The organism is Rhodopseudomonas rhenobacensis, from assembly GCF_014203125.1.
Classification (GTDB): Bacteria; Pseudomonadota; Alphaproteobacteria; order Rhizobiales; family Xanthobacteraceae; genus Rhodopseudomonas_A; species Rhodopseudomonas_A rhenobacensis.
This window is the reverse complement of the sequence record NZ_JACHIH010000001.1, coordinates 51,769-68,675: the sequence shown is the minus strand read 5'-3', so window position 1 is coordinate 68,675 and position 16,907 is coordinate 51,769. Positions and strand designations below refer to the sequence as shown.

Below are 16,907 nucleotides of genomic sequence, written 5' to 3'. Positions count from 1 at the left end.
TCCGGGGCGCGAGCAGCGTGAGCTGCGAGTGAGCCCGGAATCTATAACCCCTGCAGGGAGTATGGATTCCGGACTTGCTCGTTCTTCGAACTCGCAATCCGGAATGACAGTCGCGTTTGGGTCCGACGCATCAATCTCAACCGAAATTGCTTTAAGCGTTACGCCGCGTCGATGCGGCGGAATCCGTTCCACATCGCGGTGGCTGCGCCGGAGGTCAACACCGGCAGCAGCCGCTCGTCCTGGTAGTTGCCGTTCAGGGACAGCCGCGGCAGCGCGGTGAGATGGCCGGCGTTTTCGGCGAACACCATGCCGGGACGGGTGGTGACCGCGGTCTTGAAGCCCGCTTTCTGCGCCAGCGCGAATTCGCGGGCGCCGGCGGCGGCCTTGTCGCCGTACGGATAGGCCAGATGCTCGGTCGGCCGCTGCAACGCGGCCTCGATGCATTTGCGGCTGTAGGTGATTTCGTGTTTCGCGATCACCTCGCTCTGCTTGGCGAGGTTGCTATGGGTGATGCCGTGGGCGCCGATGGTGACCAGCGGATCCTCGGCGAACGCCCGCAGTTCGTCCCACGGCATGCAGAGTTCGCGGCTGATCGCGAGGTCGTCGATGCCGTAGCGCGCGCACAGCGCGCTGACCTCGCGGGCGACCTCGTCGTCGCCGGACATGGCGCGCACCCAGCGGTGCAGCCGCTCGAACGCCGCCTGCTTGGCGGCGTCGCCGGCGGTGTCGATGCGTTCCTCGACGCCGTCGATGCTGAGCTCGATCCGCTCGGTCTTGGCGATCAGGCGCTCCAGCGCCACCCACCACAGCCGTCCGATGCCTTGCGCGAAGTCGCTGGTGACGTAGACCGTGAACGGCGCCTCGAATTCGCGGAACAGCGGCAGCGCGAAATCGCGGTTGTCGCGGTAGCCGTCGTCCAGCGTCAGGCAGGCGAAGCGGCGGGAGAAATCCTGTTCGGCGAGCCGCCGGTGCGCCTCGTCGAGGCTGACGATGTCGGTCCGGCTGGCGCGCAGATAGCCGAGCGTGGCGCGCAGGAAATCCGGCGTCACCTCGAGATGGTGGTTGGGCTGGAAGCCGTCGTCGCGCGGCGGGCGGACATGATGCAGCACGAAAATGGTGCCGACGCCGGCGAAGATCGGCCGCAGCGCGTGATGGGCGCCGGTGAAATACAGTGCGCCGAGCCCGGCGCGGATGACATTGTTCTTAAACCGCTTCATCAACTCGCCGAGCCTGGTGGGCGCCATGAGCCCGACACTAGCCCGGATCGGCTAAAGAAACTCTAATAGTCGGTATCGCCTTTGCGGGGTCGCGCGGAACCGGGGGTCGCCATTGGCGAAGTTTGGCGCGGGGACACTTGTTGCGATTTGCCGCATTTGCCGTTTGACAGCCCCGCAACGGTTTGTTTTCTCTCTTGTTCCCGACCTGCAGGATATCGAATGCGCGGACTTGTCAGATGGAGCAGTAAATGGTGGCCGGGTGCGCTGCCGCTGCTGGTGTTGTGGGGCCTCGCGGCCTGGACCACCACCGTTCCGTTGGAAGCCGACGTTGCGGCCCGCGCCAGCGCCGCGCTGAAGGACACCGTTCTCGACAAGACCCAGATCGTGGTCGCCGGGCGCGACGTCAGCTTCACCGCCGAGGCGTTCTCGGAGGAGGGCCGGCGCAGCGCGGTCGCCGCCGTGGAGGCGGTCCCCGGGGTGCGCCTGGTCAATGACGGCACCCGGCTGGTCGCCGAGGCACAGCCCTATGTGTGGTCGGTCGAGCGCGACGTGGTGCGGGTGACGCTGGGCGGCGCGACGCCGCTGCCGGCCAGCAAGGCCAGGCTGCTGGACGCGGCGCGGAATAGCCTGAACGGCGTCGAAATCGCCGACCGCATGGCTTTGGCGCGCGGCGCGCCGCAGCGGTTCGACGCCGCGGCGCTGCTGTTGGTCGATCAGGTCGGCCGGCTCAAGGAAGGCAAGATCACGCTCACCGACAACAAGGTCGCGCTGACCGGGATGGCGCGCGAACTCGGCGGCCGCGAGGCGATCGCCGCGGCGCTGAAGAACCTGCCGGACGGCTTCAGCGTCGCCAGCAACGAGATCAAGGCGCCGCCTTACGTGTTTCAGGCCTACAAGGACCCGGTGGCGGTGACGCTGACGCTGACCGGCTATGTGCCGGACAACGCCGTGCACGCCGCGCTGGCGGCGGCCGCGGCGCGCAAATTCTTCAGCGAAAAGGTGATCGACAATCTGAAGGCCAGCATCGGCGCTCCGGCCGGATTCTCCAACGTGGTGGTGGCGGCGCTCGGCGCGCTGTCGCGGCTGTCGACCGGCACCCTGGTGGTGTCCGACCGCGCGGTGATGCTGTCCGGCGACGCGCTGTATGACGAGGCGGTCAACCAGATCCGCGCCGGGCTCGCCAAGGATCTGCCGCAGGGCTGGCAGATCAAGACCGAGGTCTCGGTGAAGCCGGCGGCGGCGCCGGTCGATCCGACGGTGTGCCAGCAATTGTTCGCCGATCTGCTCGCCAAGAATAAGATCCGCTTCGAATCCGGCCGCGCCACCATCGATCCGGATTCCGCCGGTCTGCTCGACCGGCTGATCGAGATCGCGCTGCGCTGCCCGAGCGCGACCGTCGAGATCGCCGGTCACACCGACGGCGACGGCGACACCGGCTTCAATCAGACGCTGTCGGAAAAGCGCGCCCAGGCGGTAGCGGAGTATATGGCGCGCGCGGGCCTGCCAGCGGAGCGTTTCCGTCCGGTCGGCTATGGCAGTACCGCGCCGGTCGCCCCAAATGACAATGACGAAGGCAAGGCGCAGAATCGCCGTATCGAATTCATGGTGAGGTAAGCGGCGATGGTCACGCTGGCGTCATTTTACTGGGGCTGGTTGCTGGGAGCAGCCTTGCTCGGCTTCGGGATGGGGTGGATCGCGGTGGTGCACCGCGGTCACGGCCTGTCCAAGGCGGCGGCGGGGTGGCTCGGGTTGCTGCTCGTGGTGCTGCTCGGCTTGGCGCTGGCGCGGGTGGTGCCGGGCCGTCCGGGCTATTGGCTCGACCTCGGCCTGGTGCTGCTCGCGATCTATCTCGCCGGCTGTTCGGTCGGCTCCTGGCTGCGCTACTGGGTGGTTTCGCGCCACGAAAGCGCGGCGTGATGCGCGCGACCGGCTGTGGCGCTTTGTTCCGATCGCGCGCGAAGCCGGCAACTGATGCAACCGTTTGGACGATGACGTCTTTATGAATTGAAGGAGCGCCGTTGACGCACCGGCCGATTTCCACTTCGCTCGGAAACGCGCTACCACCCTGTTCGGGGAGACAAACCGGCAACGGCGTGTCGGGCCTGATCGCCATTGCCGACGGAAGCGCATTCGAGGTCTAGATGCTGGAAGCAATACGCAGGGCGGTCTCGTTTCTGCGCCAGAAGCAAATCCTGCATAAGCTCGGTTTTTTGATCAGCGTCGTGGTCATTGCGGTGGCGTGCTACGTGCTTTTTCACATGCTGCGCGGCATCGACGTCGACGACGTGATCGAGGCGGTGAAGCAGACCGAACCCTCTTCGGTGGCGCTGTCGGCGCTGTTCGTCGCCGCCGGCTACTTCACCTTGACCTTCTACGATATGTTCGCGGTGCGCGCCATCGGCCGGCCCGAGGTGCCCTACCGCACCAACGCGCTGGCCGCTTTCACCAGCTATTCGATCGGCCACAATGTCGGCGCCAGCGTCTTCACCGGCGGCGCGGTGCGCTATCGGATCTATTCGGCCTGGGGGCTCGACGGCGTCGACGTCGCCAAGATCTGCTTTCTCGCCGGGCTGACGTTCTGGCTCGGCAACGCCGCGGTGCTCGGGCTCGGCATCGCCTACCATCCCGAGGCGGCCTCGGCGATCGACCAACTGCCGCCCTGGGTCAACCGCGTCGGTGCCTTCATCATCATCATCGGACTGCTGAGCTATGTGATCTGGGTGTCGATCCGGCCGCGCTGCGTCGGCCGCGGGCATTGGAAGGTCACGCTGCCGGGCGGCACGCTGACCCTGGTGCAGATCGCGATCGGCATCATCGACCTCGGGTTCTGCGCGCTGGCGATGTACGTGCTGTTACCGGACGAGCCTAATGTCGGATTCGTCGTGGTGGCGGTGATCTTCGTCTCGGCGACGCTGCTCGGCTTCGCCAGCCATTCGCCGGGCGGGCTCGGGGTGTTCGACGCCGCCATGCTGGTCGGGCTGTGGCAGATGGACAAGGAAGACCTGTTGGCGGGCATGCTGCTGTTCCGCATGCTGTATTACGTCGCGCCCTTCATCATTTCGGTGATCGTGCTGGCGATCCGCGAACTGGTGCTGGGCGCCCGCTCCAAGCGGCTGCGCAAGATCGCCGTGGCGCTCGACGCCAAATCGGTCCGCGAAGACCCGACCCCGGGATAGCCATGCGCGCGCGCCTGCCCGAGGATCAGACCCGGCCGATCAGCCCGCCCGTGCCGGGGCCTGCCGAGACGTCGCTGCTGGCGCTGTGGTCGGACCGGCTGCGGCATTCCGCGATCGTGCTGCTGATGGCCGGCCTGGTGCTGGCGGCGATGGTGCTGTTCGCCGAATTGGCCCCGGCGCGGGCGATCGCCGGATTCATCTGCATCGTGGCGGCGGCGCTGGTGCCGTGGCGGCTGCACGACGTGGTGGCCACGCGTGAAGAACAGCTCGGCGTCAATCCGGTGCAGACCGCGGTGGTGCGCGCCGTGGTGGCCGGGATGCCGGACCCCGCGGTGCTGCTCGACCGTGCCGGGCGGGTGATCCATCTCAACGCCGCGGCGGCGCAGCTGGCGCCGGCGCTGCGGGTCAATGAATTCGCGCAGTTCGCGCTGCGCTCGCCGGAATTCGTCACCGCGTTGCGCGAGGCCATCGCCACCGCGCAGCCGCGCCGCGCGATGTATCTCGATCACGTCCCGGTCGATCGCTGGCTGGAATTGATTATCACCCCGGTGCCGGTGCCGACCGCGTTCGACGGCACCGAGCAGTGCATGCTGATGACCTTCCACGACCTCACGCCGCTGCGCCGGGTCGAGGAAATGCGCGCCGACTTCGTCGCCAATGCCAGCCATGAATTGCGCACGCCGCTGGCGGCTTTGTCCGGCTTCATCGATACGCTGCAGGGCCCGGCGCGCGACGACGCCAAGGCGCGTGAGCGGTTTCTCGGCATCATGCAGACCCAGGCCAGGCGGATGGCGCGGCTGATCGACGATCTGCTGTCGCTGTCGCGGGTGGAATTGTCGGCGCATGTGCGGCCCGACGCGCTGGTCGATATCGTGCCGCTGATCCGCCAGGTGATCGAGGGGCTGGAGCCGCTGGCCAAGGAACGCCAGGTGGCGATCGAGACCGAGCTGACCGTCGAGACGGCGGTGATTGCCGGCGATCGCGAGGAGCTGCTGCGGCTGTTCGAGAACCTGATCGAGAACGCGCTGAAATACGGCGCCTCCGGTGGTCGGGTGTGCGTCTCGTTGGCACAGGCCGCCTCGGGCGACGGCGTGCTGGAATATCGTTTCATGGTGCGGGATTTCGGCCCCGGCATCGCGCCCGAACATCTGCCGCGCCTGACCGAGCGGTTCTACCGCGTCGACGTCGGCGATAGTCGCTCACAGGGCGGTACTGGGTTAGGATTATCGCTGGTGAAACATATTGTTAACCGGCATCGCGGCCGTTTGTTGATCGAAAGCGTGCTCAATAAAGGGGCGACTTTCACCGCCTGTTTCCCTCCGGGAAAGCCCTAGGTTCCGAGCTGAAACACCTGTGTTTTCAGTAGGTTGTGCGGGTCACACGACTGTCATGAAACCCTCATAAAAGGTCAATCGCCGACCCGTAGATGGGCGGGGGTAAGCGCAATCGGGCGCGATGAGCGCTTCGCTTACCAGATGGAGACCTCCGATGAATTTCTTCAAGGCAATCGTCGCCGCCGGCTTGGTTGCCGCGTCGACGTCGGCGTTCGCCGCCGATATTACCGGAGCCGGGGCCACGTTCCCGTTCCCGGTTTATTCGAAGTGGGCCGACCTCTACAAGAAAGAGACCGGCAACGGACTGAACTACCAGTCGATCGGCTCCGGCGCCGGCATCAAGCAGATCCAGGCCAAGACCGTTACCTTCGGCGCCACCGACGCGCCGCTGAAGCCGGAGCAGCTCGAGAAGGACGGCCTGGTGCAGTGGCCGCAGGTGATGGGCGCGATCGTGCCGGTGGTGAACCTCGAAGGCATCAAGCCGGGTGAACTGGTGTTCGACGGCGAGACCCTGGCCAGCGTCTATCTCGGCAAGATCACCAAGTGGAACGATCCGGCGATCGCCAAGCTCAATCCGAAGCTGAAGCTGCCGACCGACGCCATCACCGTGGTTCGCCGCTCCGACGGCTCTGGCACCACCTTCAACTTCACCGACTATCTGTCGAAGGCCAGCGCCGACTGGAAGTCCAAGGTCGGCTCCGGCACCGCGGTGGAATGGCCCGCCGGCGTCGGCGCCAAGGGCAATGAAGGCGTCGCCGGCAACATCAGCCAGACCAAGAATTCGATCGGCTATGTCGAATACGCCTACGCCAAGCAGAACAAGCTGACCTACGCCGCGATGATCAACAAGGCCGGCAAGACCGTGCAGCCGACCGTCGCCGCGTTCCAGGCCGCCGCCGCCAATGCGGATTGGGCCAAGGCCCCGGGCTACTACCTGATCCTGACCGACCAGCCCGGCGAAGCCTCCTGGCCGATCACCGCGGCGACCTTCATCCTGATGCACAAGGAGCCGGCCGACAAGGCGGCCTCCGCCGAAGCCATCAAGTTCTTCAAATGGGCGTTCGAGAAGGGCGACAAGGCGGCGGAAGAGCTCGACTACATCCCGATGCCCGCCCCGGTCGTCAAGCAGATCGAAAAGACCTGGTCGGCCGACATCAAGAGCTAATAGCCGGTCAGGCTCCGCGCCCCACGGGGCGCGGGCAGCCGAAACGGCGAGTGTTTCCCGGACTCCGTTGCACTGTTCAGAACGGAGTCCGGGTCCGCGCCCCGAGGGGCCGATCCCGGATTGACATCAGCGAGCACGGGTTCCGAGCCGATCTGGCTCTGGAGCGGACCTCGCGCTTTTCGTAGCATTCTTCGTAGGACAGGGGACTGGCGTGGCAGATATGGCCGTTCAAAGCACCGGAATGGAAGCGGCCGCGGGTCCCTATGACCGCGCCAAGGCGCTGAGCGCGTTCAAGCTCGGCGACGTGGCGTTCTACTGGACCACGCGGCTGTGCGCGATCTCGGTGCTGCTGATCCTCGGCGGCATCATCATCTCGCTGATCGCCGGCGCCTGGCCCGCGATCCGCGAATTCGGCTTTTCCTTCCTGTTCACCCAGCGCTGGGCGCCGGCCAACGACCCGCCGATCCTCGGCGCGCTGGGGCCGATCTACGGCACGCTGGTGACCTCGGTGATCGCCATGGTGATCGCGATCCCGGTCGGCATCGGCATCGCGATCTTCCTCACCGAGCTGTGCCCGCAATGGGCGCGCCGCCCGATCGGGCTTGCGGTCGAACTGCTCGCCGGCATTCCGTCGATCATCTACGGCATGTGGGGCTTCTTCGTGCTCGGCCCGTTCATGGCCAATCACCTGCAGCCGTTCCTGATCCGGGCGTTCGACGGCGTGCCGGTGCTGGGCTCGATCTTCGCCGGCCCGCCGTCCTATCTCAGCCTGTTCAATGCCGCGCTGATCCTCGCCATCATGGTGCTGCCGTTCATCACCGCGATTTCGGTCGACGTGTTCAAGACCGTGCCGCCGGTGCTGAAGGAAGCCGCCTACGGCATCGGCTGCACCACCTGGGAAGTCGTCCGCAAGGTGGTGATCCCCTACACGCGGGTCGGCGTGATCGGCGGCATCATGCTGGCGCTCGGCCGCGCGCTCGGCGAAACCATGGCGGTGACCTTCATCATCGGCAACGCCTTCCGCATCACCGGCTCGGTGTTCTCGCCGGGCACCACGATCTCGGCGGCGATCGCCTCCGAATTCGCCGAAAGCGACGGGCTGCATCAGTCCGGCCTGATCCTGCTCGGCCTGTTGTTGTTCGTGCTGACCTTCCTGGTGCTGTCGGCGGCGCGGCTGATGTTGATGCGGCTCGAACGCAAGGCGGGGAACTAAGTCATGATCGCGAAACGCGCCCCGGTTCTCGGCCCGGCTCATACCGCCCAGGGCGAGACCATGAACCCGATCTACAAATCCCGCCGCCGCTCCGATTTCACCATCAAGGCGCTGTGCCTGGCGGCCACGCTGTTCGGCGTCACCTGGCTGGCGATGATCCTGTTCACGCTGTTCTACAACGGCCTCGCCGGCATCAACTATCAGGTGTTCACCCAGAACACCCCGCCGCCGGGCTCCACCGACGGCGGCTTGCTCAACGCCATCGTCGGCTCGATCATCATGACGGTGATCGGCGTCGGCATCGGCGCGCCGCTCGGGCTGTTCGCCGGCACCTATCTCGCCGAATACGGCAAGCACGACAAACTCACCTCGGTGATCCGCTTCATCAACGACATCCTGTTGTCGGCGCCCTCGATCATCATCGGCCTGTTCATCTACGGCGCCGTGGTGGTGCCGATGGGCGGCTTCTCGGCCTTCGCAGGCAGCCTGGCGCTGGCGGTGATCGTGATCCCGGTGGTGGTGCGTACCACCGAGGACATGCTGCTGCTGGTGCCGAGCTCGCTGCGCGAGGCGGCCTCCGCGCTCGGCCTGCCGCGTTCGCTGGTCATCAAGCGGATCGCCTACCGCGCCGCCCGCGCCGGGCTGATCACCGGCGTGCTGCTCGCCACCGCGCGGGTCGCCGGCGAAACCGCACCCTTGTTGTTCACCGCGCTCAGCAACCAGTTCTTCAGCCTGGATCTCACCAAGACCATGGCCAACCTGCCGGTGACCATCAACAACTTCGTGCAAAGCCCCTACGAGTACTGGAAGCAGCTCGCCTGGAGCGGGGCTTTGATCATCACCTTGACCGTTCTGGCCCTGAACATTGGCGCGCGCATCCTTGGCGCCGAGAGGACTGCGAAATGACCGAGATTTCCGTTGCCACCAGCGTTCCCAACGCCGGCGCGCCGCCCTCCGCGGTGGCCGGCCAGGACGAGCGCGCCAAGGTCAGCGTTCGCGACCTCAACTTCTACTACGGCGACAACCACGCGCTGAAGGCGATCAACCTCAACCTGGTCGCCAACCGCGTCACCGCCTTCATCGGCCCGTCGGGCTGCGGCAAGTCGACGCTGCTGCGGATCTTCAACCGGATGTACGATCTGTATCCGGGCCAGCGCGCCACCGGCCAGGTGATGCTGGACAGCCAGAACGTGCTCGATCCCAAGCTCGACCTCAACCTGCTGCGGGCGCGGGTCGGCATGGTGTTCCAGAAGCCGACGCCGTTTCCGATGACGATCTACGAGAACATCGCCTTCGGGGTGCGGCTGTACGAGAAGATCTCCAAGTCGGAGATGGACAATCGCGTCGAGCGCGCGCTGCGCGGCGGCGCGTTGTGGAACGAGGTCAAGGACAAGCTCAGCGCCTCGGGTCTCAGCCTGTCCGGTGGCCAGCAGCAGCGGCTGTGCATCGCCCGCACCATCGCGGTGCGGCCGGAAGTGATCCTGTTCGACGAACCCTGCTCGGCGCTGGACCCGATTTCCACCGCCAAGATCGAAGAACTGATCGACGAATTGAAGGAAGACTACACCATCGCCATCGTCACCCATAACATGCAGCAGGCGGCGCGGGTGTCGGACTCCACGGCCTTCATGTACCTCGGCGAGCTGATCGAATTCGGCGAGACCAACAAGATCTTCACCTCGCCGACCGATCGCCGCACCCAGGACTACATCACCGGCCGCTTCGGCTGAGCCAGAAAGAACCATCATGGCCTTCGAACACACCACCAAGGCTTTCGACAGCGATCTGCAGGAACTGACGCGGCTGGTCGCCGAGATGGGCGGCCTCGCCGAGCGCCAGATCGTGGATTCGGTCGACGCCCTGACCCGCCGCGACGTCGCACTCGGCGCCCGCGTGGTCGCCGCCGATTCCGAGATCGACCAGCTGCAGCGGGTGATCGAGGAGCGCGCGGTGCTGACCATCGCCAGGCGGCAGCCGATGGCGGTCGACCTGCGCGAGATCGTCGGCGCGTTGCGCGTCGCCACCGATCTGGAGCGGATCGGCGACCTCGCCAAGAATATCGGCAAGCGCGTCAACGCGCTCGACAACGACTTCCATCCCCTGAAGCTGATCCGCGGCCTGGAACACATGACCGACCTGGTGCAGTCGCAGGTCAAGGCGGTGCTCGACGCCTACGCGGCGCACGATCTGCCGGCCGCGATGGTGGTGTGGAACGGCGACGAGGAGGTCGATGCGATCTGCACCTCGCTGTTCCGCGAACTCCTGACCTACATGATGGAAGATCCGCGCAATATCAGCTTCTGCATCCACCTGATGTTCTGCGCCAAGAACATCGAGCGGATCGGCGACCACGCCACCAACATCGCCGAGACCGTGTTCTACATGATCGAAGGCCAGCAAATCCTCGACAAGCGGCCGAAGGGCGACATGACCAATTTCGCCGACGCCGCCCCCGGCAACACGTGAGAGACCGATAGATGAGCGCGCGCATCCTGGTAGTTGAAGACGAAGAAGCGCTGACGACGCTGCTGCGCTACAACCTCGACGCCGAAGGTTACGACGTCGAGACGGTGGCGCGCGGCGACGACGCCGACACGCGGCTGAAGGAGCGGATCCCCGACCTGATCGTGCTGGACTGGATGTTGCCCGGGCTGTCCGGCATCGAATTGTGCCGGCGATTGCGGGCGCGGCCGGAAACCAAGCAGCTGCCGATCATCATGCTGACCGCGCGCGGCGAGGAGAGCGAGCGGGTCCGCGGGCTCGCCACCGGCGCCGACGATTACATCGTGAAACCGTTTTCGGTTCCGGAATTGCTGGCCCGGGTGAAGGGCCTGCTGCGCCGCGCCAGCCCCGAGCGGCTCGCCACCGTGCTGGCCTATGGCGACATCGAGCTCGACCGCGACAAGCGCCGCGTGGCGCGCTCGGGCCGGCCGATCGATCTGGGACCTACCGAATATCGGCTGCTGGAGTTTTTTCTCGAACATCCCGGCCGGGTGTTCAGCCGCGAACAATTGCTCGACAGCGTCTGGGGCCGCGACATCTACATCGACGAGCGCACCGTCGACGTGCATATCGGCCGCTTGCGCAAATTGCTCAATCCCGGCCGTGAGCAGGATCCGATCCGCACCGTGCGCGGCGCCGGCTACGCGCTCGACGACCGCTTCGCCGCCAAGGCGGAGTGATCGGCTCGGCTAGCCGGGTCATGGCCGGGGTTGCCCCGGCCATCCACGAGCGACAGCCCGCACAAACCGTGCGGGCGCAGGACAAACGCTGTCACCATTTTGCGAGCTAAGCGGTCGATGAGGGCTGCGGGCTAAGCCCCGTCACCCTGAGGTGCGCGCCTGCGCGCATTCGGCGCTGCGGCAAAGTCAGACCTGGCGCGCCTCGAAGGGCGACGGCTGGTCTGCGATGGTCCTGAGACGGTGAAGAGCCGTGGCGAAGCCGCGCACCGTGGCGTCATCCTTCGAGGCCCGCGCGCAACGCATCACGTGAGGAAGCGCTTCGCGGGCGCGGGCACCTCAGGATGACGGCGCATCCTGAGCAGTCGTCATCGAGAAGTCTCGGAGCGCAGCCGCGCGCTTAGCGCGTCGGCTTGGCCTGCTGGCGGCGGCGATCGCCGGCCGGCTGGTAGGCGATGCGCGAGTGATGCGCACAATAGGGCAGGCTCTGCAGCGCCTTGCCGCCGCAGAAGAAAAACTCCGGATTGGACGGATCGCCGATCGGCCAATGGCAGGTCGCCTCGTTGAGTTCCAGCAGGCTGAGCCGCTGGCTCATCGGCACCACGTTGTCGTGCGCCACCGGATCCGGCTCGGCCTCGACCTCGAACACATGCGCCAGCGCGGTGTTGCCGCGCGCCACCGGGCGCGTCACCCGCATCATGTGCTGAGCCGGACGCGCCTTGCGCGGCCGCGGCGCCGCCGACGTCGGGCTCTTGGCGCGTCCCGACAGGCCGAGCCTGTGGACTTTGCCAATCACCGCGTTGCGCGTCACATTGCCGAGCTCTGCGGCGATTTGGCTGGCTGACAGCCCGCCTTCCCAGAGCTTCTTCAATTGTTCGACGCGATCGTCGGTCCAGGTCAATACCGTCATCGCTCTATCCCTTCGTGTCGCGGCCGCCGTTCCAAAGCAGCGCTGCGACTCAAATGTCTGCAAAATCCCCTGCCGGCAGAATCCCTTAGCCCTCGCCGAACGCTGCAAGCGCGCACCGGCGTTACGCAGTACTGAGGACTCGAGAGGATCACAAACCGTGCACGAGATGTCGTACCCGACAGACCAAAGGCTACAATATGCCGTGACTCTCGCGCAAGAGTCCGGGCAGGTGCGTCCACACCTTCTAACTACTAGGATTGCACGTATCGGCCTATTTTTGTGGTGACTCGGTGGAGAGGCGGTGGTGACGCGGTGTCGCGCCGCGACGATTGCGGGAACTCTGACGCAGTCACAGGTTGACAGTCATCGCAGCGCACATAGAATAATGCCACGTGCCGCCTGGAAAGGCGGCACGTTTCGTTTCCGGGGTCCCTCAGCCCGATCGCGCGATCGCCGCGGATCGAGCCGCACCCCAACTTCCGATCGGATCAGCCATGTCGAAGAGCGCTGCGACCTCCCATCTTTTGCCGGTATTTGCCAGGGCGGATCTCGCCTTCGCGCGCGGCGAAGGGGTTTGGCTGATCTCGACCACCGGCGAGCGCTATCTGGATTTCACCAGCGGCATCGCGGTGAACGCGCTCGGCCATTGCCATCCGCATCTGGTGGCGGCGCTGCAGGAGCAGGCGACGCAGCTCTGGCACATGTCGAATTTGTTCAAGAGCCCGGACGGTGAGCGCTTGGCGGCGCGGCTGTGCGAGCAGAGCTTCGCCGACTTCGTGTTCTTCGCCAATTCCGGCGCCGAGGCGATGGAATGCGCGATCAAGATCACCCGCAAGCATCACGCAGCCTTGGGTCATCCCGAGCGCTACCGCATCATCACCTTCGAGGGCGCGTTTCACGGCCGCACCCTGGCGACGCTGGCGGCCACGGGCTCGGCGAAGTACCTCGACGGCTACGGCCCGCCGATGGACGGCTTCGACCAGGTGCCGCTCGGCGATCTCGATGCGGTGAAGGCCGCGATCGGCCCCGGCACCGCCGGCATCCTGATCGAGCCGCTGCAGGGCGAGGGCGGCGTGCGCTCGCCGCCGCACGCGTTCTTCCGCGCGCTGCGCGAATTGTGCGATCAGCACGGCCTGCTGCTGATCTTCGATGAGGTGCAGACCGGCATGGGCCGCACCGGCGCGCTGTTCGCGCATCAGCGGATCGGCGTGACGCCGGACGTGATGGCGCTCGCCAAGGCGCTGGGCGGCGGATTTCCGATCGGCGCTTGTCTTGCCACCGCTGACGCCGCCGCCGGCATGACGCCCGGCTCGCACGGCTCGACCTTCGGCGGCAATCCCTTGGCGATCGCCGCCGGCAACGCGGTGCTCGACATCATGCTGAAGCCGGGCTTCTTCGAGCGCGTGCAGCAGATCGCGATATTGGCCCGGCAGAAGCTCGCCTCGGTGGTCGACCGCTATCCGCAGGTGCTCGCCGAAGTGCGCGGCGAAGGTCTGCTGATCGGCTTGAAGGCGGTGGTGCCGTCGACCGATCTGGTGGCGGCGCTGCGCGAGCAGAAACTGCTGACCGTCGGCGCCGGCGACAATGTGGTGCGGCTGCTGCCGCCGCTGATCGTCTCGGAGGCCGAAATCGACGACGCGGTGGAGCGGATCGAGCGCGCCTGCGTGGCGTTGTCGGCGGCGCCTGCGTTGCAGCGGGAGGCCGGACGATGAGCACGCCGCGCCATTTCCTCGATCTCACCGAGCTGCCGACCAAGGAGCTGCGCCGCATTCTCGACGCCAGCGTGGCGATGAAGGCGAAGCTGAAGGCCAAGGATCCCAACGACAAGCCGGGCAAGCCGCTCGAGGGCAAGACGCTGGCGATGATCTTCGAGAAGCCCTCGACCCGCACAAGGGTGTCGTTCGACGTCGGGATGCGGCAGCTCGGCGGCGAGGCGATCATGCTGACCGGCGCCGAGATGCAGCTCGGCCGCGGCGAGACCTTCGCCGACACCGCGAAGGTGTTGTCGCGCTACGTCGATGCGATCATGATCCGCATCCTCAACCACGAGGCGCTGCTGGAATTGGCCGCGCACGCCACCGTGCCGGTGATCAACGGCCTGACCCGGCGCTCGCATCCCGGCCAGGTGATGGCCGACCTGATGACGTTCGAGGAGCATCGCGGCCCGATCGAAGGCCGCACCATCGCCTGGACCGGCGACGACAACAACGTGCTGGCGTCCTGGGTGCATGCCGCCGAGCGCTTTCACTTCAACCTGCGGATCGCCACGCCGCCGCAGCTCGCGCCGAACAAGGCGATGAAGGACTGGATCAAGGCCACCGGCGCTTCGATCCAGATCGGCAACGATGCCGAGGCCGCGGTGAAGGGCGCCGATTGCGTCCTCACCGATACCTGGGTGTCGATGGGCGACAAGGAAGGCGAGCATCGCCACAACCTGTTGAAGCCGTTCCAGGTCAACGCCAAGCTGATGTCGCTGGCCGACAAGGACGCGATCTTCATGCACTGTTTGCCGGCGCATCGCGGCGAGGAGGTCACCGACGAGGTGATCGACGGCCCGCAATCGGTGGTGTTCGACGAAGCCGAAAACCGCCTGCACGCCCACAAGGGCATCCTGGCCTGGTGCTTCGACGCGGTGGGGTGAGGCGGCGCTGAATTCAGCGTGCCCCGGACGCAGCGCAACGCGTCAGCGTTGCGGTGCGAGCCGGGGCCGTTCCAAGCGCAACATCGTCAAGCGCGGCGCTCCAGCGCAACATCCGTAACGGTCCCGGCTCACGGCGCGGCGCAGATGCGCCGCTCCGCGTCCGGGACACGATTGCCGCCAATGCCCTGCTTCACATTTCCCCGCCCCGGGGTTTTCATCGCCATAGCCCGACCCCAGATAGAGCGCCATGACCGAACAATCCCCCGATCCGAAAATCCATGTCGCGCCCCCCGAGCGCGCGCCGTCTCCGGTTCCCGTCGATGATGAGGTGCTGCCGTTCGAGGTGGGCTCGCTCGATCTGCGCGGCCGGCTGACGCGGCTTGGCCCGGCGCTCGACGACATCCTCACCAAGCACGATTACCCGGCCCCGGTCGGCAAACTGCTCGGCGAGGCCATCGTGCTGACCACGCTGCTCGGCTCGCAGCTGAAATTCGACGGCCGCTTCATCCTGCAGACCCAGACCGACGGCCCGGTGTCGTTTCTGATCGTGGATTTCCAATCGCCCGACCGCATCCGCGCCTATGCGCGGTTCGACAAGTCGCGGCTCGCCGAGGGACAGGATTCTGCGGCGCTGCTCGGCCGCGGCCATCTCGCCATGACCATCGACCAGGGCGCCGACATGAAGCGCTATCAGGGCCTGGTGGCGCTGGAAGGCGGCGACCTGGAAGACGCCGCGCATGAATATTTCCTGCGCTCCGAGCAGATCCCCACCAAGGTGCGGATCGCGGTCGGCGAGGAATGGCGCGGCGGCGAGGGGCCGAAACATCGCTGGCGCGCCGGCGGCATGCTGCTGCAGTTTCTCCCCAAGGCCGCGGCGCGGGCGCAGCGCGACCTGCATCCCGGCGATGCGCCGGAGGGCGCCGCGGTGAACGAGGTGCCGGAGGACGACGCCTGGGTCGAGGGCCAGTCGCTGATCTCAACCGTCGAAGACATCGAGCTGATCGATCCGGACCTCTCCGGCGAGCGCTTGCTGTATCGGCTGTTTCACGAACGCGGCGTCCGGGTGTTCGCGCCGCAGTCGATGCGGGCGAAATGCTCGTGTTCGCGCGAGGCGGTCTCGACCATGCTGTCGAACTTCGAAGCCAACGACCGCGCCGAAATGGTCAAGGACGGCAAGGTGGTGGTGACCTGCGAGTTCTGCTCGTCGGTCTATGAGTTCACGCCTGCGGAAGCCGGGGTGGAGTAAGCAGCTTCGCCGCGCTCGCGTCAGAGGCGACGCGACGGCGGAATGCCTTCGCAATTGTCAGGCGTCATTCCGGGGCACGAGCGGCGTGAGCCGCGAGTGAACCCGGAATCTTGCTGCGGGTGCAAGCGCCGGACCTGTTGCGAGATTCCGGGTTCGCTCGGCCTATCGGCCTCGCGCCCCGGAATGACAACCTGGTAGCGCTGCCCCGCCCATGAAACGCAAAGCCGCTGATCCAACGGCCCGCTAATTCAACGTCCGTTTCGCTTCCGGGCTGTCCAGCGAGAACGCCGGGACGTCGATCTCGAACGGCTCGCCGCTGGCGGTGACCATTTGATAACGCCCGGCCATGAAGCCCGAGGCGGTCGGCAGCGGCACGCCCGAGGTGTATTCGAAGCGCTGGCCCGGCTCCAGCACCGGCTGTTCGCCGACCACGCCTTCGCCGCGGACTTCCTGCTTGCGGCCGGACGCGTCGGTGATGATCCAGTGCCGGGTGCGCAGCTGCACCGTCTCGTCGCCGGAATTGATGATGACGATGGTGTAGGACCAGAAGAACTGGCGGTTTTCCGCCGAGGAGCGCTCCGGCAGGAAGTTCGGCTCGACGGTCACCTCGATCTGGCGGGTTACGGCACGGTACATAGCGGTGGTCTTTCGGTTTTTTGTCATCTTACGCCAAATCGGGTGCCGGAACCAGATTTGGCGACGCCGTCGTCGGGGCCGGATCGCCGTTTCAACACAGTTGCGTGGTAGCCGACGTCACATCAAATGATCCGGTCCGGTTCGGTTCCCTGACGCGTCGGGATCGGCACGGCCGGTGCCGACAAACCTT

Annotated in this window: 16 protein-coding genes; 13 read left to right on the top strand and 3 right to left on the bottom strand. The window is 66.1% G+C overall.

What is annotated here, in order from left to right:
- Nucleotides 1-158: 158 nt before the first annotated feature.
- Nucleotides 159-1,217 (bottom strand): polysaccharide deacetylase family protein, encoded by a 1,059-nt coding sequence (locus HNR60_RS00325; RefSeq protein WP_184253635.1) that lies wholly within the window; start codon nt 1,215-1,217, stop codon nt 159-161.
- Between the two features lie 219 nt (nt 1,218-1,436).
- Here HNR60_RS00325 and HNR60_RS00320 point away from each other — a divergent pair, with 219 nt between their 5' ends.
- The 10 genes from HNR60_RS00320 (at nt 1,437) to phoB (ending at nt 11,287) form a co-directional block, all read left to right on the top strand.
- Entirely contained in the window at nt 1,437-2,831 is a 1,395-nt protein-coding gene (locus HNR60_RS00320; protein ID WP_184253046.1) for an OmpA family protein, read from the top strand.
- 6 nt (nt 2,832-2,837) lie between these two features.
- Nucleotides 2,838-3,134 carry a hypothetical protein gene (locus HNR60_RS00315; protein WP_184253044.1) on the top strand — a complete coding sequence of 99 codons (297 nt, stop codon included), beginning with the start codon at nt 2,838-2,840 and terminating at the stop codon, nt 3,132-3,134.
- A gap of 224 nt (nt 3,135-3,358) precedes the next feature.
- The gene (locus HNR60_RS00310; protein ID WP_184253042.1) at nt 3,359-4,393 is read left to right on the top strand and encodes a lysylphosphatidylglycerol synthase domain-containing protein; all 1,035 of its coding nucleotides are present in this window, start codon (nt 3,359-3,361) and stop codon (nt 4,391-4,393) included.
- Between the two features lie 2 nt (nt 4,394-4,395).
- The gene (locus HNR60_RS00305; protein ID WP_184253040.1) at nt 4,396-5,727 is read left to right on the top strand and encodes an ATP-binding protein; all 1,332 of its coding nucleotides are present in this window, start codon (nt 4,396-4,398) and stop codon (nt 5,725-5,727) included.
- Between the two features lie 154 nt (nt 5,728-5,881).
- Nucleotides 5,882-6,892, top strand: coding sequence for a phosphate ABC transporter substrate-binding protein PstS (pstS, locus tag HNR60_RS00300; RefSeq protein WP_184253038.1), 1,011 nt, complete (start codon nt 5,882-5,884; stop codon nt 6,890-6,892).
- A 211-nt stretch (nt 6,893-7,103) separates the two neighbouring features.
- Entirely contained in the window at nt 7,104-8,105 is a 1,002-nt protein-coding gene (gene pstC / locus HNR60_RS00295) for a phosphate ABC transporter permease subunit PstC (RefSeq protein ID WP_184253036.1), read from the top strand.
- Nucleotides 8,106-8,165: 60 nt separating this feature from the next.
- Entirely contained in the window at nt 8,166-9,011 is an 846-nt protein-coding gene (pstA, locus tag HNR60_RS00290; RefSeq protein ID WP_184253633.1) for a phosphate ABC transporter permease PstA, read from the top strand.
- Nucleotides 9,008-9,835, top strand: a complete 828-nt coding sequence (pstB, locus tag HNR60_RS00285) for a phosphate ABC transporter ATP-binding protein PstB (protein WP_184253034.1) — start codon at nt 9,008-9,010, stop codon at nt 9,833-9,835. The genes pstA and pstB overlap by 4 nt, the downstream gene beginning before the upstream one ends.
- A 16-nt stretch (nt 9,836-9,851) precedes the next feature.
- Nucleotides 9,852-10,571 carry a phosphate signaling complex protein PhoU gene (phoU, locus tag HNR60_RS00280; RefSeq protein ID WP_184253031.1) on the top strand — a complete coding sequence of 240 codons (720 nt, stop codon included), beginning with the start codon at nt 9,852-9,854 and terminating at the stop codon, nt 10,569-10,571.
- A gap of 11 nt (nt 10,572-10,582) precedes the next feature.
- Nucleotides 10,583-11,287, top strand: coding sequence for a phosphate regulon transcriptional regulator PhoB (gene phoB / locus HNR60_RS00275; RefSeq protein WP_184253029.1), 705 nt, complete (start codon nt 10,583-10,585; stop codon nt 11,285-11,287).
- 397 nt (nt 11,288-11,684) lie between these two features.
- Here the strand turns inward: phoB and HNR60_RS00270 are convergent, their stop codons facing one another.
- Entirely contained in the window at nt 11,685-12,194 is a 510-nt protein-coding gene (locus HNR60_RS00270; protein WP_184253027.1) for a GcrA family cell cycle regulator, read from the bottom strand.
- A 494-nt stretch (nt 12,195-12,688) separates the two neighbouring features.
- On the opposite strand from HNR60_RS00270, the gene HNR60_RS00265 reads away from it, so the two are divergent.
- The 3 genes from HNR60_RS00265 to HNR60_RS00255 all read left to right on the top strand — a co-directional run bounded on the left by HNR60_RS00265 (nt 12,689) and on the right by HNR60_RS00255 (nt 16,081).
- A complete protein-coding gene (locus tag HNR60_RS00265) occupies nt 12,689-13,906 on the top strand; it encodes an aspartate aminotransferase family protein (protein ID WP_184253025.1) in 1,218 nt (405 codons plus the stop codon).
- Nucleotides 13,903-14,835: an ornithine carbamoyltransferase gene (gene argF / locus HNR60_RS00260; protein WP_184253023.1), complete on the top strand. Its 933-nt coding sequence runs from the start codon at nt 13,903-13,905 to the stop codon at nt 14,833-14,835. The genes HNR60_RS00265 and argF overlap by 4 nt, the downstream gene beginning before the upstream one ends.
- Before the next feature lie 247 nt (nt 14,836-15,082).
- Nucleotides 15,083-16,081, top strand: coding sequence for an Hsp33 family molecular chaperone (locus HNR60_RS00255; RefSeq protein WP_184253021.1), 999 nt, complete (start codon nt 15,083-15,085; stop codon nt 16,079-16,081).
- A gap of 243 nt (nt 16,082-16,324) precedes the next feature.
- Here the strand turns inward: HNR60_RS00255 and apaG are convergent, their stop codons facing one another.
- Nucleotides 16,325-16,717: a Co2+/Mg2+ efflux protein ApaG gene (apaG, locus tag HNR60_RS00250; protein ID WP_184253019.1), complete on the bottom strand. Its 393-nt coding sequence runs from the start codon at nt 16,715-16,717 to the stop codon at nt 16,325-16,327.
- Nucleotides 16,718-16,907 lie beyond the last annotated feature (190 nt).

What these genes read in the sequence shown, in the direction of transcription:
- phoB (WP_184253029.1), top strand. Translation starts at nt 10,583, where the DNA reads ATGAGCGCGCGCATCCTGGTAGTTGAAGACGAAGAAGCGCTGACGACG.
- HNR60_RS00270 (WP_184253027.1), bottom strand. Translation starts at nt 12,194, where the DNA reads ATGACGGTATTGACCTGGACCGACGATCGCGTCGAACAATTGAAGAAG.
- argF (WP_184253023.1), top strand. Translation starts at nt 13,903, where the DNA reads ATGAGCACGCCGCGCCATTTCCTCGATCTCACCGAGCTGCCGACCAAG.
- HNR60_RS00320 (WP_184253046.1), top strand. Translation starts at nt 1,437, where the DNA reads ATGCGCGGACTTGTCAGATGGAGCAGTAAATGGTGGCCGGGTGCGCTG.
- phoU (WP_184253031.1), top strand. Translation starts at nt 9,852, where the DNA reads ATGGCCTTCGAACACACCACCAAGGCTTTCGACAGCGATCTGCAGGAA.
- HNR60_RS00310 (WP_184253042.1), top strand. Translation starts at nt 3,359, where the DNA reads ATGCTGGAAGCAATACGCAGGGCGGTCTCGTTTCTGCGCCAGAAGCAA.
- pstS (WP_184253038.1), top strand. Translation starts at nt 5,882, where the DNA reads ATGAATTTCTTCAAGGCAATCGTCGCCGCCGGCTTGGTTGCCGCGTCG.
- HNR60_RS00315 (WP_184253044.1), top strand. Translation starts at nt 2,838, where the DNA reads ATGGTCACGCTGGCGTCATTTTACTGGGGCTGGTTGCTGGGAGCAGCC.
- pstB (WP_184253034.1), top strand. Translation starts at nt 9,008, where the DNA reads ATGACCGAGATTTCCGTTGCCACCAGCGTTCCCAACGCCGGCGCGCCG.
- apaG (WP_184253019.1), bottom strand. Translation starts at nt 16,717, where the DNA reads ATGTACCGTGCCGTAACCCGCCAGATCGAGGTGACCGTCGAGCCGAAC.
- HNR60_RS00265 (WP_184253025.1), top strand. Translation starts at nt 12,689, where the DNA reads ATGTCGAAGAGCGCTGCGACCTCCCATCTTTTGCCGGTATTTGCCAGG.
- HNR60_RS00325 (WP_184253635.1), bottom strand. Translation starts at nt 1,217, where the DNA reads ATGAAGCGGTTTAAGAACAATGTCATCCGCGCCGGGCTCGGCGCACTG.
- pstA (WP_184253633.1), top strand. Translation starts at nt 8,166, where the DNA reads ATGAACCCGATCTACAAATCCCGCCGCCGCTCCGATTTCACCATCAAG.
- HNR60_RS00305 (WP_184253040.1), top strand. Translation starts at nt 4,396, where the DNA reads ATGCGCGCGCGCCTGCCCGAGGATCAGACCCGGCCGATCAGCCCGCCC.
- HNR60_RS00255 (WP_184253021.1), top strand. Translation starts at nt 15,083, where the DNA reads ATGACCGAACAATCCCCCGATCCGAAAATCCATGTCGCGCCCCCCGAG.